We start from the raw sequence: 15863 nt of genomic DNA on the forward strand, positions 1-15863 counted from the left end.
CAATTCATCATCTCGTGCTAAAATCCAAATATAACTGAAAAACGGTACTGAAGTTCCGAAAAACGGAACTTGAAGTATTGATGCAGATAATTCAGCTTGGATTTTATTTACTATCTGCAAATGATTACGCTTACAATGAAGTTTTTAAGGGGGAAGAACGAATTGAATAAAGTAGATTTAAACTGTGATTTAGGGGAAAGCTTTGGTGCTTATCGCATTGGCAATGATGAAGCCATTTTAGAACACGTGACGTCTGTGAACGTAGCCTGTGGATTTCATGCAGGGGATCCAAGCGTCATGAGAAAAACGGTAAAATTGGCCGCTGAAAAAAAAGTGCAAATTGGTGCTCATCCTGGTCTACAGGACCTTATCGGTTTTGGACGCAGAAACATCAATATTTCACCTCAGGAAGCCTACGATATCGTAGTCTATCAAATTGGTGCATTAAACGGTTTTTTGCAAGCAGAAGGGTTATCAATGCAGCATGTAAAACCTCACGGTGCACTATATAACATGGCTGCTAAAAATAAAGCGTTGTCTGAAGCAATAGCAAAAGCTGTTTACAACGTAAATCCTGAGCTGATTTTGTTTGGATTATCTGGAAGTGAGCTGATTCAAGCCGGTAACAGAATTGGTTTGAAAACGGCCAACGAAGTATTTGCAGACCGTACCTATCAGTTAGACGGTTCTCTTACGCCTCGTACAGAACCAAATGCTTTAATTGAAAATGACAACGAAGCTGTTTCTCAAGTTATTACAATGGTGAAAGAAGGGAAAGTCAAATCTCAGCAAGGCAAGGATGTAGAATTGCAGGCAGACACGATTTGTATTCACGGAGACGGGGCTCACGCACTTGAATTTGCTCGTCATGTCAACCGTTCTTTACAAGCATCAGAAGTGGTAGTTAAGGCTATTTCACAATAAAAACTACATACAATCAGGAGGAAGATGATATTGGAGCCAATAAAAAAATCAACACCTCAGCAAAAGCTTTCGGCTGCACCTAAAGTAAACTGGACGTTAATGCTTGGAGCCGCTTTTTTAATGGCCACATCGGCTATTGGACCAGGCTTTTTAACTCAAACTACCGTATTTACACAAAATTTAGCCGCAAGCTTTGGATTCGTTATTTTAATTTCAATTATTCTTGATATCTTTGCTCAAACCAACGTATGGAGGATTATTGCCGTTTCTGAAAAACGCGGACAAGAAATCGCCAATATGGTATTTCCCGGATTAGGATACGTGCTCGCTATTTTAATTGTAATTGGAGGACTTGCATTTAATATTGGAAATATTGCCGGTGCCGGTCTTGGATTAAATGCGATTACAGGTATTTCTCCAACAGCCGGAGCTGCAATTAGTGCAGTTATTGCCGTGCTAATCTTCGTTGTAAAAGAAGCTGGAAAAGCAATGGATCGCTTCACGCAAATTGCAGGTTTTGTCATGATTGGGCTAATGCTATATGTAGCAGCTACTACTTCACCTCCCGTTGGAGAAGCTGTAGTGAAATCTTTTAAACCTGATCAAATCGACATCATTGCGATCGTTACGCTTGTTGGAGGTACTGTTGGTGGTTATATTACCTTTGCAGGCGGACATCGTCTTTTAGATGCCGGGGTAAAAGGCATCGATTCTTTACCTCAAGTCACTAAAAGTTCTGTAACAGGAATTCTTATCACTTCCGTTATGCGAATCGCTTTGTTTTTAGCTGTACTTGGCGTTGTATCTAAAGGGTTACAAATTGACCCGGCCAATCCTCCAGCATCCGTGTTTCAGCTCGCAGCAGGAAACGTCGGTTATAAAATCTTTGGTATTGTCATGTGGTCTGCTGCTATTACGTCTGTAGTGGGAGCTGCTTATACATCCGTTTCGTTTATTCAAACGTTTAGTGAAAAACTTAATAAAAACTCAAACTGGATTATTATTGGATTTATTATTATTTCAACTCTGTCGTTTGTCTTAATTGGAAAACCTGTAAAAGTTCTTCTGTTAGTTGGAGCAATTAATGGATTAATTCTTCCGATTGCCCTTGGAACATTACTAGTTGCTGCATATAAAAAAAGCATCGTTGGTGAGTATAAGCATCCTTTATGGCTTACCATTTCTGGTGTACTTGTCGTTATTGTAATGGCTTTAATGGGCGGTTATACGTTAATGGATCAGCTTCCTCAATTATTTAAATAAAACAATGTGCCCGCACGCAAGTTGTGTGCGGGTAATGATGGGAGATAGAAACATGTCAAACCTTTCACAACTAACTCCAGCTGAACTTCGTCAGCAAATCCGTAACAACCAGCTTATTCACCCAACGGCAGGCATGGCAAACGGCTATGCTCAAGCTAATTTAGCTATTTTACCAAAGAAACAAGCCTTTGACTTTCTATTGTTCTGTCAGCGTAATCCTAAATCTTGTCCTCTTTTAGATGTAACGGACGTTGGATCTCCTGTTCCAAAGTTTGCGGCTCCGTCCGGAGATATTCGTACAGACATTCCGAAGTATCGAATCTATGAAAATGGGGAACTGGTAAAAGAAGTAACCGATATCAAAGACTATTGGACAGAAGATATGGTAGCTTTTCTCATCGGCTGCAGTTTTACATTTGAACACGCACTTTTAAACAACGGCATACCTGTTCGTCACATTGAAGAAAACTGTAATGTTCCTATGTATAAAACAAATATTTCATGCGCTGAAGCGGGAATATTCCACGGCTCGACGGTCGTTAGTATGCGCCCAATTCCTCAGCAAGACGTAGTGCGGGCAGCGCAAGTAACTTCACGTTTTCCAGCTGTGCACGGAGGACCTGTTCACATTGGAAACCCCACTGCAATAGGTATTGAAGACCTTCACTCTCCGGATTTTGGCGATGCTGTTTCCGTCAAAGAAGGCGAAGTTCCCGTGTTCTGGGCTTGTGGCGTAACTCCTCAAGCTGTAGCAATGGAAACAAAACCTTCTATTATGATTACACATGCTCCTGGACATATGTTTATTACAGATATTCGAGATGAAAAACTAGGTGTTTTATAAAAGAAAGAGGTGTAGATATGAATCAAACCATAACAAAAGCGCCAGCTGTTATTTCTCCGCTTGGCGACTCAGCGCTTGTTATAACGTTTGGAGATAGTATTCAGTACGATATTCATAAACAAATCAAAACGTGTAAAGATTCAATAGAATTAAATCCTTTCCCTGGGTTTATTGAATGCGTGCCGGCATTTACGAACCTTACGATCTTTTATAACCCTCTTGAAGTGGTAGCAGCTGTGAAAAAGAAGGAGAAAAAAGAATTTGTGTCTCCTTTTGAAGTAGTGTCTTCTATCCTTCAAAGCAAATTAGAGAACGAACAGACAGAAAAAGAGTTAGACCATCGTACGGTTTCCATTCCAGTTTGCTACGGAGGAGAGTATGGACCTGATCTTGAATATGTCGCTCGTCACCATAACTTAACACCTGAAGAGGTAATAAGTATTCATTCTGAAGGCGAGTACTTAGCGTACATGATTGGATTTGCTCCTGGATTTCCGTTTCTCGGAGGACTATCTGAAAAAATTGCTACGCCTCGCCGCTCGTCTCCTCGCACCTCTATTCCTGCAGGTTCGGTTGGTATTGCAGGAATGCAAACAGGAGTGTATCCTATTTCCACTCCCGGAGGATGGCAGCTAATTGGTCAAACGCCGATTAAACTGTTTTTGCCGGAGCAAAATCCTCCAAGTTTGCTGCAGGCTGGAGATATTGTAAAATTTGAGCCTATCTCTAAAGAAGAGCATCAAGAACTACAGGCAAAGGAGGGAGAAAAATGAGTATAAGAGTTAGTAAAGCCGGGTTATTGACAAGCATTCAAGATTTGGGAAGAAAAGGATTTCAGCAGCACGGTGTAATTGTAAGCGGTGCAATGGATTCTTATTCTCTTCGAATTGCTAATTTACTAGTTGGTAACGATGAAAAAGAAGCGGGACTTGAAGTTACGCTAATGGGGCCTACCCTTGAAATAGAAAGTGATTGTTTAGTAGCGATCACAGGTGGAGATTTAACTCCTTCGGTCAACGGAAAGCCAGTCCCGATGTGGAAACCTTTATTTATTCCAAAAGGAGGCACTTTATCATTTGGGCCTTGTAGAACTGGTTGTCGTTCCTATCTATCTGTAGCTGGAGGATTTTCTATTAATGAAGTGTTAAATAGTAAAAGCACGTATTTGAGGGGGGAAATTGGTGGCTATAAAGGAAGAGCATTACAAACAGACGACGTTTTACCTCTATCTGTTCCTGCTGCTTCAAAGCCTGCTTTTCTTTCCAATGAACTGATAAAAGGAGTATATACTTCTTCATGGTCCGTAAATTATAAAGAATTTGTCCATTTTACAAAGAAACCAAGTGTCCGTGTTATGAATGGGGGTCAATTTGATTTATTTACAGCTGAAAGCCAAAGTCATTTTACTCAAGAACCCTTTAAAGTATCAAATCAATCAGATCGAATGGGCTATCGAATGGATGGACCTTCTCTTCAGCTTCAAGAAAAAAAAGAGCTATTGTCTGAAGCCGTCTCACAAGGTTCTGTTCAAGTCCCGCCAGATGGAAATCCCATTATCCTGTTAGCAGACCGTCAAACTACAGGAGGATATCCTAAAATCGCTCAAGTCATCACAGCGGATTTACCGCTTTTAGCTCAAGTAAAGCCCGGAGAATCCATCTATTTTTCTCACATTTCGCTTCATGAAGCAGAAAAAATCTATTTAGAAAAAGAACAGATGCTTCAAGAATTGAAGATTGCTATTAACCTTGCTTCAACTAAATAACACAAAACGGGAGTGACAAGAAATGATAAACGTACGTGAATTGCAAGAAGTTGTTTCATTAATGAATGAATCTGGTATTCAAAAGCTCCATATTGAACATGAAGGAACAAAAGTTGTCATTGATAAAGCGGGAATTCCTTTAGAAGACACAGCTGTTACAGAAGTAAAAACAGAGGAAGTAAAAGCCGCTGCTGCTGAGCAAACGCCTCAAGATTCTATGTCTGTAAACGCAGCAGAGAATAATGAAAAACAAATCTTATCACCAATGGTTGGAACCTTTTACGCCAAGCCAGAAGCAGACGCTGATCCGTTTGTTCAAGTAGGACAAACTATTGAACGTAAAGATGTTGTATGTGTAATTGAAGCGATGAAGCTGTTTAACGAAGTAGATGCAGGAATGGAAGGAGAAGTGCTTGAAATTCTTGTGAAAGACGGAGATGTTGTTGAGTTTGGACAGCCTCTATTTACCGTAAAATCATATTAAAGTATACATATTGTCAGGAGGAGCCACTATGTTCAAAAAAGTGTTAATCGCAAACCGCGGTGAGATTGCAGTTCGTATCATTCGAGCTTGTAAAGAGATGGGAATTGCAACCGTGGCCGTGTATTCAGAAGCAGACAAAGATGCACTTCACGTAAAGCTAGCAGATGAGTCATTTTGTATTGGTAAAACATCTTCTAAAGAAAGCTACTTAAATATTCGGAATTTGCTTACCGTAGCACAAGTAACCAAGGCAGACGCTGTTCATCCCGGCTACGGATTTTTAGCTGAAAATGCTGATTTTGCTGAGATGTGTGAATCCTATGATATTACCTTTATTGGTCCAAAAGCGGAAGCCATCCGTAAAATGGGAGCAAAAGCTGTAGCAAGAGAAACAATGAAACAAGCCGGTGTGCCTATTGTACCTGGCACGGAAGGACTGATTGAAGATAGCAGCACCGCTATTCCAGTAGCAAGAGAAATAGGCTATCCAATCATTGTAAAAGCTACAGCGGGCGGCGGCGGAAAAGGAATGCGGCTAGCTCATAGCGAAGAGGAGCTAGAAAAAGCGATTCGTCAAGCTCAGCACGAAGCAGAAACAGCTTTTGGAAACGGCGGAGTATACCTTGAAAAATATTTAGAAGAACCGAAACATATCGAAATTCAAATTGTTGCTGATGAAGAAGGTAATGTAGTTCATTTAGGTGAACGAGATTGTTCAATTCAGCGACGTCATCAAAAATTAGTAGAAGAAGCTCCGTCTCCTGCAGTAGATGAAAATCTTCGTGCGAAAATGGGCAAGGCGGCAGTCTCGGCAGCTAAAGCAGTCGATTATACAGGTGTGGGAACGGTGGAGTTTCTGTTAGATAAACACGGACATTTTTACTTTATGGAAATGAACACACGGATTCAAGTTGAACACCCTGTTACAGAACTTGTAACAAATATCGACTTAATTAAAGAACAAATTTCAGTAGCAGCAGGCTACCCGCTATCATTTGCTCAGCGGGATGTTCAGTTAAAGGGATGGGCAATTGAATGTCGAATCAACGCAGAAAATCCGGCTAAAAACTTTATGCCTTCTCCTGGAAAAGTCGAGATGTATTTACCTCCTGGCGGCTACGGCGTTCGTGTAGACAGCGCGGTTTACCCAGGCTATGAAATTTCTCCATTTTATGATTCAATGGTGGCGAAATTAATTGTAACAGGGAAAGACCGAAATGAAGCGATTCAACGAATGAAACGTGCGCTCGAAGAATTTATCATTATAGGTATTCACACAACTATTCCTTTTCATTTAGAATTACTGAATCATCCTTCTTTTAAAGAAGGGGATTTTACAACCAAATTTCTAGAAAGTAACCCTATTTCAATTAAAGAACTAGAAACGGTGTAAGAAAGGAAAGTGCTCTTATAAGGGAGTGCTTTCCTTTTTTTCTTCATGTATAATAAAAAGAACATATGATTAGCTAGTAAGCTATACTTCTATCAAATACATGTATTCGCACAAATAAGGGAGAAGGTTTTATGCAAGCTAACAATAAAACAGTCGTTAAATCCATGCAGATTCTCACGCTTTTTATCAACCACCCTAAGCTGACCTTCACAGAAATGATGGAATATTCAGGCGTTCCGAAAACTTCTTTGCATCGAATGGTTGGTTCGCTTGAAGAGATGGGATTTTTAACAAAAGACGCGCAAGGATACTATTCGCTAGGACTTTTATTCTTGCAATTTGGTCAGCTAGTGGCTAATCGCTTAGATATTAGAAATATCGCAAAGCCCGTAATGGAAACGCTCCGAGACGAAGTAGAAGAAGCGGTTAATCTAATTGTACGAGATGGGGATCAAGCCATGTATATTGAAAAAGTAGATACGCTTCATCCCGTGCGTCTCTATACATCAATTGGAAGGCGTTCACCTCTTTATGCAGGAGCTTGTTCACGCATTATTTTGGCGCATTTACCCGAAAAAGAACAAGAGGCATATATTACTCAAACGGAGCTAACTCCAATAGGTGTTGGAACCATTACAGATCAAAAGAAACTAAGAAATGTATTAAAAGAAGCAAAAGAAAAAGGGTATACCATTAGCACCTCTGAATTAGAAAACTTTACAACATCCGTGAGCGCGCCGATTGTAAATCATCAAAATGACGTGGTTGCAGGCATTAGCGTAGCGGGAATTGAAGCGAGATTTCAAGGAGACAGACTGCCGTTCATTATTCAAAAAGTAACAGAAGCGGCGAGCCTAATTTCTGAAAAACTCGGTTATCAAGGTTCATTAAAGTAGCATACATAGAAAAATGGAGGTAAACCATTGAAACGATTAGAAGGTAAAACAGTCGCACTCGTAGGTCAGCGTAAAGTAGAAGAAATCAGCAAAATTGTTGAAAACCTTGGCGGGACCCCGCTTGTACGACCTGCACAAGGAACCATCTTTTTAGATGACACACACTTAGAAGCAGATATTAAAGAACTGGTAAAAGGAAATTATGATTGGTTTATTTTTACGACAGGCGTCGGGACGGAAATTTTATATAAAACAGCAGATAAGCTAGGACTAGCTGATGAATTCCTTTCTTCTTTACAAGCAGCTAATATTGCTGCACGCGGGTATAAAACCGTAAATATGTTAAAAAAGCTCGGTGTTACTCCAACCGTTCGAGATGATGATGGAAGTACAGCGGGCCTAGTCAGAGCGCTTCATTCGTTTTCTTTTGAAGGAAAGCATGTAGCGCTTCAGCTTCACGGAGATCCTGCACCAAAATTGATTGATTTTCTTTCGAATCAAAAAGCCCAATTTAAAGAGATTTTACCGTATCAGCATATTCCTCCAAAAGCAGAAGTCATGGAACAGCTTATAAACGAATTAACAAGCGGGAAAGTCGATGCTGTTAATTTCACAAGCGCTCCCCAAGCCCGCTTTTTATTTTCGTTTGCAAGAGAACACGGACAAGCTGATCACATTCGAGAACTCTTTGAAAGCTCTGTAGTAGCTGTGGCCGTTGGGAAAGTAACCGCTGCTGCTTTAAAAGAAGAAGGAGTAGATCGTATTGTTATTCCTGACCAAGAAAGAATGGGAAGCGCAATTGTAGCTTTAGAACACTATTATCAGCAGCGTGATTAAAAAAACCTTCTCGCCTCATGGCGAGAAGGTTTTTTGTATGGCTTCATCCAAGCGTTGTCGAATATTGTTTGAAAATTGCCTATTGTCCTCTTTTTGAACTTCTTCAAACATCGAATAGAAATAAATTCATTGTTATTCCAGAAAATCATTTTCAAATATTGTAAAAATGGTAGATAAAGGGTAAAAATAGACGAATATGTTAAAGAGTTGTTACGTTTCTTTTAGAAATATCTTAAATCTAAACAGCTTAAACAATAATAATTATCTACTTTATAACGCTAAAAGCACTGCTGTTTGAAGCTTGATAGATCTTTCACTGGCATGGGGAAATAAAGGTATATTTTTGCAGGCAAGAAGTGAATGTATACACAAGCGTTAAATGTTACATTACTGAAATACAATTGTAATATTGTTATTCTTTTTTTGAACGTTTATCGTGGTATAATTTTCGTAGATTTTCATTAGCATATTTAGCTATTTATCGACAAATACAGTGAACTTTACATAAATTGTCAGACTTTTATACATATTGATACATAATTAGAAATTACTAGTTTAACAGAGCGAGAAAGCGGAGGAATTCATATTGAAAAAGAAAATGCTTTTACTTAACACAACGGTTTTATTAGGCCTAGGAGGAGTTTTATCAACTCCAGCGTATGCCTCTACCATTCAGGATATGGAATCACAAAAATCTCAAATTCAAAATCAACGCCAAGATGTGCAATCTAACATCAAAGCAGCTTCTGATGAATTAACACGCCTTCAAGCAGAACAAGATCAAATGAAAGCACAGCTTGAGCGATTAACATTAGCAGAAGAAGAAAATAATAAAAAAGCCCAAAAAACAGAAGCGGATATTAAAGAAACGTCTAAACAAGTAGACCAGCTTGAAAAAGAAATTAAGCTGCTTCAAGAAAAACTTGAAAAGCGCAATGATATTTTAAAAGATCGTGCACGTTCCATGCAAGAAAGCGGCGGTAACGTAGAGTATTTACAAGTTTTACTCGGTTCTTCAAGTTTTGGTGATTTTGTAGACCGCGCGCTAGCTGTTTCGACTATTGTAGATGCAGACCGCGGTATTTTAAAAGAAACTAAAAATATGCAAGACGAACTAAAAACAAAACAAGCAGATGTTAAATCTAAGCTTGCTAGCTTAGAAGATATGAAGGCAGAACTGGATGAAATGACTGTCCAGCTAGCAGCTCAAAAGAAACAAAAAGATGCGTTGGCAAAAGAACTAAAAGATAAAGAAGCAAAAAATGAAGAACTAAAAGCTTCTCTACAATCAAAAGACAGCTCTCTTGCGAATGAACAGTCTACGCTTGAACAAAATATTAAAGATCAAAAAGCGGCGGAAGCAGCAGCAAGAAAAGCAGCTGAACAAGCAGCTAAAGAGGCAGCTAAGAAAGCAGCCGAACAAGCTCAAAAAGCAGCGGCGGAAGCAGCTGAAAAAGCTGATTCGCCTTCTCCTAAAGCAGCACCAAAAGCAAGCAGCAATGATGTTGCACCTACAAGCGCTCCGGCTCCAAAAGCTAGCAATGTTGTAACGGTAGGAAACCGCTGGATTGGAAACTCTGCTTACGTATTTGGCGGAGGACGCAGCCAGTCTGATATTAACCACGGTTTATTTGACTGCTCGTCATTTGTACACTGGGCATATTCTCAAGTTGGTGTTAACCTTGGGCCTCTTGGATCTGTAAGTACAGAAACGTTAAAGCATGCTGGAACGCAAGTGTCTTCTAGTCAAATCCAGCCTGGAGATCTTGTTTTCTTCGATACATATAAAAAAGACGGACACGTTGGTATTTATGTAGGCGGCGGTAAGTTCATCGGTGCTCAAAGCTCAACAGGTGTTGCAATTGCAAACATGAGCAGCGGCTACTGGAAACAAAAATTCAACGGACGCGTAGTTCGTATTTAATAGGGTATAGTAAAAAGAAAACATCCAATTTGGATGTTTTCTTTTTACATTGTAAGGAGCGTATGACTATGAACTCTATTTTTGATCATATACAGCCCAACTTAGATATTTTATTTGTCGGTTTTAACCCAAGCATCCGTTCCGGTGAAACGGGTCATCATTTTGCTAATCCAACCAATCGTTTCTGGACGATTCTTCATAAAGCAGGTTTAACAGATCGTAAATACCATCCCGAGGAAGATCACTCGCTGTTACAGCTAGGATACGGTTTAACAAATATTGTGGAGCGTCCTACAAAGGCAGCTGATGAGATTACAAAAGAAGAATATGCAGAAGGCAGAGAAATCCTAAAGAAAAAAATCGCTACATACACGCCTAAAATCGTTTGTTTTGTTGGAAAAGGTGTCTATCAGCAGTACAGTGGACGCAAGCAAGTGAGGTGGGGCAAACAAGAAGAATCGATGGTATCAGGAATAATGGATTTTGTTGCCCCGTCTTCAAGCGGGCTCGTTCGGATGAAAATAGATGAAGTAGTGGCTATTTACGCAGAACTTCCGAAGTTGCTGCGTACATTAAAATAGAGAAAGCCTTAGGGCTTTCTCTATTTTGTAAATGAAATATCAATTTGAATAATTTCTGACCGGCTTCCGATTCGAAGAGGAGGACCCCAAAAGCCAAATCCTGAAGAGACAATGGTATGCAGCTGATTAGTTTGTTTGTAGCCCCAATCAATTTCAAATAACCGCTTTGTGATCAAATGATTAGGGGCCATTTGTCCTCTGTGAGTATGACCGCATAAAAGTAAATCTACGCCTGCTTGTTCCGCTTCTTTTAAAGAAAGCGGCTGATGATCCATCGCAATGACTGGAAGAGAACGATCCGTTTCACTCGCTAAATCGAAAAAGCTGTCTCGATTTTTATCCGTCTTATCTTTTCTTCCAATTAAGTACAAGCTATCTTCTATGTTTAACACTTCATCCATTAAAATAGGAATGTTCATTTCTTTCATTCTTTCCACAAACTGAGGGATCTTCCCACCGTAATACTCATGATTTCCCAAAATTCCATATGTGCCTAAAGGCGCTTTGAGCTGCTTCATCATATAATCCATTTCTTTTTTAAAGAATACGTGGGGATCATCGTCAATAATATCTCCAGGAAGTAAAATAAGATCTGGCTGTATCTTTTGTACATGAGTGATTAGCCGCTGTAAATGTTTTTTGCCGGACAATGTGCCAAAGTGCATATCAGATGCTACGGCAATGCGAAGGTTTTTCCGATTGGTCTTTTTAGCAAGCGAAATTGTATATTTTCTTACTACAGGACTGTAAGCATTATACGTACCGTAAGCAAAAATGAATAAAAAAGCAGCAATCATGAAAAGTCCGATTGAATCGATAGCTGTAGAAAGCGAAGCGCCTAGAAAAGTGAGAATATATACGGCTAGATTACTTATAGGAAGCAAAAGAACTGAATATTGAATAAATCCTAACCAATACGATCCTACAATTTTAAACATGCTCACTTGTTGAAACGCGCGACTGATGATAAAGGAATAAGCAAAAAACACAACGATCACCGTAAGAATCCATTTGTTTTCCACTTCAAACATTGTGTGAAGCCACACCCAAGCGTTCCATCCGATGTACAGAACGAATAAATTATATAAAATAACAACTAAAATAGACCTTACTAACACACTTACTTTCATACGCTAACCTCTTTTCTTTCATCCGTAATTCCACTATAGCTCATTTTTATTGCTTCAACAAAATTTTATCTCTTCTTTCATCAATAAAATTTTTGCCTGTTGCACAAACGAAAAAACACACCTATAAAACAAGGTGTGTTTTTTGTATTAATGATGGTGATGCGCGTGGTGAAGGCTGCTAATCACAAATTCAGGCTCTGGAACGTGGAAATATTGAATCCATACGCCTTCTAAAAATTTCTCGCGTTTATCTAAAACGATATCGATATCTTTATCTGTTTTTACGATTTCATCATGTTCAGTCGGCGTATCGAATTTCCAATCATAATGCGCATGATCACCGTGGTCGATAGTTACATATACACGGATCATTTTTCCTTGACCTTCTGGGCTAGCCAAGGCATTTTTTAATACTTTTGCTGCGTTTCGATTAATTTTTACTTCCATTTCGAAAACTCCATTCTGTAACTTAGTATGTAAAGTATTTTCGCAAACTTAAACGAAAAAGAGAAATTTTTTGCCTGACGCTCCGTATAGAGTTGCTTCATTACAACATAATACGCTACACTACACCATATTGAATGAAAAAGGAGCGTATCATAAATGAAGATCGTTATTTTAGGTGACACTCATATCCCCAAAAGAGCGAAACATTTTCCAAAAAGACTCCTAGCCGAACTGAAAACAGCTGATGCGATTATTCATACCGGAGATTTTCAAACGATAGATGTCTACAATGAACTGCGCGTTTTTGCTCCTGTACACGGCGTGATTGGAAATGTGGACAGTGAAGAGCTTCAGCAAGTACTTCCAACTTCATTACTTCTTCCGTTTGATGATGTTACGATTGGCGTAGTCCACGGTCATGGCAAAGGAAAAACGACTGAAAAACGTGCACTTTTGGCATTTGAACATCAACAAGTCGATGCAGTAATTTTTGGTCATTCTCATATTCCTGTTCATAAACAAATTGGTGATATTACATTGTTTAATCCAGGTTCCGCTACTGACAAGCGGCGTCAAAAGCAATTTTCGTTTGGGCTGCTGTACATACAAAAAGACACGCTGCACTTTGAACATGTTTTTTATGATTCTAAAGACTAAAACAAGAGGGGACTCTTGTTTTAGCACTTTTACGTTTACGTTGTGTGGTCTAAATGAGCGATATATTCGTGAAGCTTATTTTCTTCATAGTCGTTTAAGTCATGCATCGGAATAACCTGCTGAGTTTGAGGATCCGTTCCTCTTACTTCCGCAATTTTTACTCCTTCTTTATAGATATTAAAAATATCTTTTTCTTCTCCGCGCTGAACCTTTTCTGTTTCAAACATTGAAAAAGACTTGCTGTTTTTACTTTCTTCCATTAAAATCACCTACTTTTTTTATCGTACTCTTATCTTTTCACTCCCATTGTTAATTATGTATACACTCGATGACTAAAGGAATATGAAGTCTTGCCGATAGAAAGGAAGTGCACGATCACTTTTAACTACAGAGAGAGAGGCTACATAGCATGGAGAGAGTAAGAAAAAAAAGGTCCCTTAATAACTTTAAGACAAAGCTGGTGCTAGCATTTGCAGCGATCTTATTAGTGCCATCTGTTACGATAGGTGTATCAGCTTACATAACAGCGAAACATGAAATTGAAAACCAAATTATTAACACAGCACAGCAAAATGTACAGTCCATTAATTCGGTGATTGACGATACCATTGGACCAAAAATTCATGATGTAGAGTTTTTTGCATCAGTGGTAAACAACGAGCGCTACAATGAAAAAGATATGGCTACTTTAAGCAAAAATTTTAACTTATATGCTTCGCTTCATCCAGAAGCCGTCAGCATTTTTACAGGAAATCAGCAGGGGAAGTTTATTCAAGCGCCTAAAAAAGTGACACAAGCAGGCTATGATCCCAGAAAACGAGATTGGTACAAGCTAGCCATGCAAAACAAAGGGAAAACAGTTGTCACTGAACCTTATCCCTCAGCCTCTACAGGTCAAACCGTTATTACTGTAGCAAAAACAACGGCTGATGGCACAGGGGTTATTGCTTTAAATTTAGATATAAGCCGCATCAATAAAGCTGTCAGCAAAGTGAAAATCGGAGAAAAAGGATATCCATTTCTTTTAGATGGAGAAAGAAAATATATTGTTCACCCTACGGAAAAAGCAGGTACAAAAGCAACAGATTCTCTTTTTGACAAGCTTTATGCAAAGAGATCCGGATTCTTTGAATATACCTTTAACGGTGATGAAAAAAAGATGGTCTTTACGACAAATAAAACAACGAACTGGAAAGTTGCAGGCACTATGTATTCATCAGAAGTGAGTGAAGCAGCACATCCTATTTTTTACAAAACACTATTTATTATTGTAGTTTGTCTGATAATCGGGAGTCTTACCATTTTTGTGGTGTTACAATCGATTATTAAACCGCTCAAACAGCTTAAGAATCAGGCTCTAAGCGTTAGTGAAGGAGATTTGACAACAGCGATTACCGTCAATTCAAAGGATGAAATCGGTGAGTTAGGGTATGCTTTTATTCAGATGCAAAACAACCTTCGTACATTAATTCAAAATGTTGAAATGAGTGCAGAACAAGTGGCTGCTTCTTCAGAAGAGCTAACGGCCAGTTCACAGCAAACGAGCGCTGCGACTGAACAAGTATCGGTTGCGATACAAGAAGTGGCTTCTAGTGCGGAAAAACAAACGGCTGTTATTGACCAAAATGCAGCTTCTTTAGATGAGATTGTACAAGGAGTTTATACGATTGCCAAGCGTACAGAAACTGTTTCTCAGCTATCAAATCACACAACGTCTGAAGCGGTAGAAGGTGGAAAAGCTGTGAGAGAAACGGTCGAACAAATGGAATCCATTTCTCAGTCCGTCGAGCTATCTAATACAACGATTCGTACTTTGTTTCAACGTTCAAAAGAAGTTGGAACCATTTTAGAAGTAATCAGCGGCATTGCTGCTCAAACAAATTTACTAGCCTTAAATGCTGCAATCGAAGCGGCACGAGCTGGGGAACATGGAAAAGGTTTTTCTGTTGTAGCAGCGGAAGTGAGAAAGCTGGCAGAACAATCACAAGTTTCTGCGTCTCAAATTTCTGAGCTTATTCAAGCTATTCAACAAGATACTCAGGAATCTGTACATACAATGGAGCAAGTTACAAACAAAGTTGAAGAAGGACGAACAATTTCACAAACGGCTATTCAAAAGTTCGAACAGATCCTAAGCAGCATGAATGAAACGACTCCGCAAGTAGAAGAAGTGGCTGCGACTGCTCAGCAAATTTCAGCAGCGGTTGAAGAAGTGGCTCGTACAGCAGGTGAAATGGCAATCCTTGCTAAAGGAAATGCAGCTACATCTGAAGAAGTGGCTGCATCAACTGAAGAGCAGCTGGCTTCAATGGAGGAAATTGCTGTTTCCGCACAATCTCTGTCTCAAATGGCAGAACAATTAACAGCGCTCATCAGTAAATTTAATTTGTAAACTTTCGTCAAATCGTCATAGACCTCTTTTATATTGGAAAAAGTAGAACATACACACACGAAAGAGGTGAAAGTATCTGATGGAGCAAACAAAAATGACCTTTGAGCCAGCTTCAATTAACGATGATATGCATGCGAAGCTTAAACAACTAGAAGAGCAGTTTCAACAAACGTTGGGAAAAAGAGTAGCTTTAGTTGCATACGAAGCTGAAAAATAAAAAAACAAAAAAAGAAAAGACACTAGGTCTTTTCTTTTTTTGTTTCAATAAGGTTAACATACATTAAATTACAAGATTTTTTCATATATTTTCTCAAGATAAGTTATAA

17 protein-coding genes are annotated in these 15863 nt (G+C 39.1%); 14 read left to right on the forward strand and 3 right to left on the reverse strand.

Annotated features, from left to right (window positions below; translation table 11 throughout):
- Positions 1–162 precede the first annotated feature (162 nt).
- The 11 genes from pxpA to mug all read left to right on the forward strand — a co-directional run bounded on the left by pxpA (position 163) and on the right by mug (position 10911).
- Positions 163–924, forward strand: a complete 762-nt coding sequence (pxpA, locus tag ACWATA_RS12055) for a 5-oxoprolinase subunit PxpA (protein ID WP_028413248.1) — start codon at positions 163–165, stop codon at positions 922–924.
- A 24-nt stretch (positions 925–948) separates the two neighbouring features.
- Positions 949–2187: an NRAMP family divalent metal transporter gene (locus ACWATA_RS12060; RefSeq protein ID WP_033579076.1), complete on the forward strand. Its 1239-nt coding sequence runs from the start codon at positions 949–951 to the stop codon at positions 2185–2187.
- A gap of 52 nt (positions 2188–2239) precedes the next feature.
- A complete protein-coding gene (locus ACWATA_RS12065) occupies positions 2240–3031 on the forward strand; it encodes a putative hydro-lyase (protein WP_430093801.1) in 792 nt (263 codons plus the stop codon).
- A 17-nt stretch (positions 3032–3048) separates the two neighbouring features.
- Positions 3049–3804 carry a 5-oxoprolinase subunit PxpB gene (gene pxpB / locus ACWATA_RS12070; protein ID WP_430093804.1) on the forward strand — a complete coding sequence of 252 codons (756 nt, stop codon included), beginning with the start codon at positions 3049–3051 and terminating at the stop codon, positions 3802–3804.
- On the forward strand, positions 3801–4796 hold the full coding sequence (locus tag ACWATA_RS12075) for a 5-oxoprolinase subunit C family protein (RefSeq protein WP_155008094.1): 996 nt from the start codon (positions 3801–3803) through the stop codon (positions 4794–4796). The genes pxpB and ACWATA_RS12075 overlap by 4 nt, the downstream gene beginning before the upstream one ends.
- 22 nt (positions 4797–4818) lie before the next feature.
- Positions 4819–5280 (forward strand): acetyl-CoA carboxylase biotin carboxyl carrier protein, encoded by a 462-nt coding sequence (gene accB / locus ACWATA_RS12080; protein WP_034266373.1) that lies wholly within the window; start codon positions 4819–4821, stop codon positions 5278–5280.
- 28 nt (positions 5281–5308) lie between these two features.
- Positions 5309–6673 carry an acetyl-CoA carboxylase biotin carboxylase subunit gene (accC, locus tag ACWATA_RS12085; protein WP_049164688.1) on the forward strand — a complete coding sequence of 455 codons (1365 nt, stop codon included), beginning with the start codon at positions 5309–5311 and terminating at the stop codon, positions 6671–6673.
- Between the two features lie 131 nt (positions 6674–6804).
- The gene (locus tag ACWATA_RS12090; RefSeq protein WP_430093808.1) at positions 6805–7569 is read left to right on the forward strand and encodes an IclR family transcriptional regulator; all 765 of its coding nucleotides are present in this window, start codon (positions 6805–6807) and stop codon (positions 7567–7569) included.
- Between the two features lie 27 nt (positions 7570–7596).
- Entirely contained in the window at positions 7597–8406 is an 810-nt protein-coding gene (locus ACWATA_RS12095; RefSeq protein WP_033579069.1) for a uroporphyrinogen-III synthase, read from the forward strand.
- Between the two features lie 586 nt (positions 8407–8992).
- Positions 8993–10330, forward strand: coding sequence for a coiled-coil domain-containing protein (locus ACWATA_RS12100; protein ID WP_430093811.1), 1338 nt, complete (start codon positions 8993–8995; stop codon positions 10328–10330).
- 68 nt (positions 10331–10398) lie between these two features.
- Positions 10399–10911: a G/U mismatch-specific DNA glycosylase gene (gene mug, locus ACWATA_RS12105; protein ID WP_034266359.1), complete on the forward strand. Its 513-nt coding sequence runs from the start codon at positions 10399–10401 to the stop codon at positions 10909–10911.
- Between the two features lie 20 nt (positions 10912–10931).
- On the opposite strand, the gene ACWATA_RS12110 is transcribed toward mug, so the two are convergent.
- On the reverse strand, positions 10932–12041 hold the full coding sequence (locus tag ACWATA_RS12110) for a metallophosphoesterase (RefSeq protein ID WP_473049873.1): 1110 nt from the start codon (positions 12039–12041) through the stop codon (positions 10932–10934).
- Between the two features lie 147 nt (positions 12042–12188).
- Complete coding sequence (locus ACWATA_RS12115) at positions 12189–12488, reverse strand: hypothetical protein (protein WP_013083290.1); 300 nt, start codon at positions 12486–12488, stop codon at positions 12189–12191.
- Between the two features lie 156 nt (positions 12489–12644).
- Here ACWATA_RS12115 and ACWATA_RS12120 point away from each other — a divergent pair, with 156 nt between their 5' ends.
- Positions 12645–13145, forward strand: a complete 501-nt coding sequence (locus ACWATA_RS12120; RefSeq protein WP_033579065.1) for a metallophosphoesterase family protein — start codon at positions 12645–12647, stop codon at positions 13143–13145.
- A 35-nt stretch (positions 13146–13180) separates the two neighbouring features.
- Here ACWATA_RS12120 and ACWATA_RS12125 read toward each other — a convergent pair whose 3' ends face one another.
- Positions 13181–13405, reverse strand: a complete 225-nt coding sequence (locus ACWATA_RS12125) for a hypothetical protein (protein WP_014459961.1) — start codon at positions 13403–13405, stop codon at positions 13181–13183.
- A gap of 149 nt (positions 13406–13554) precedes the next feature.
- On the opposite strand from ACWATA_RS12125, the gene ACWATA_RS12130 reads away from it, so the two are divergent.
- Together ACWATA_RS12130 and ACWATA_RS12135 are read left to right on the forward strand one after the other, a co-directional pair.
- Positions 13555–15537: a methyl-accepting chemotaxis protein gene (locus ACWATA_RS12130; protein ID WP_473049874.1), complete on the forward strand. Its 1983-nt coding sequence runs from the start codon at positions 13555–13557 to the stop codon at positions 15535–15537.
- Between the two features lie 79 nt (positions 15538–15616).
- Complete coding sequence (locus tag ACWATA_RS12135) at positions 15617–15754, forward strand: hypothetical protein (protein ID WP_014459963.1); 138 nt, start codon at positions 15617–15619, stop codon at positions 15752–15754.
- The last annotated feature ends 109 nt before the right edge of the window (positions 15755–15863 follow it).

It is taken from the genome of Priestia sp. USM5 (genome assembly GCF_058323215.1).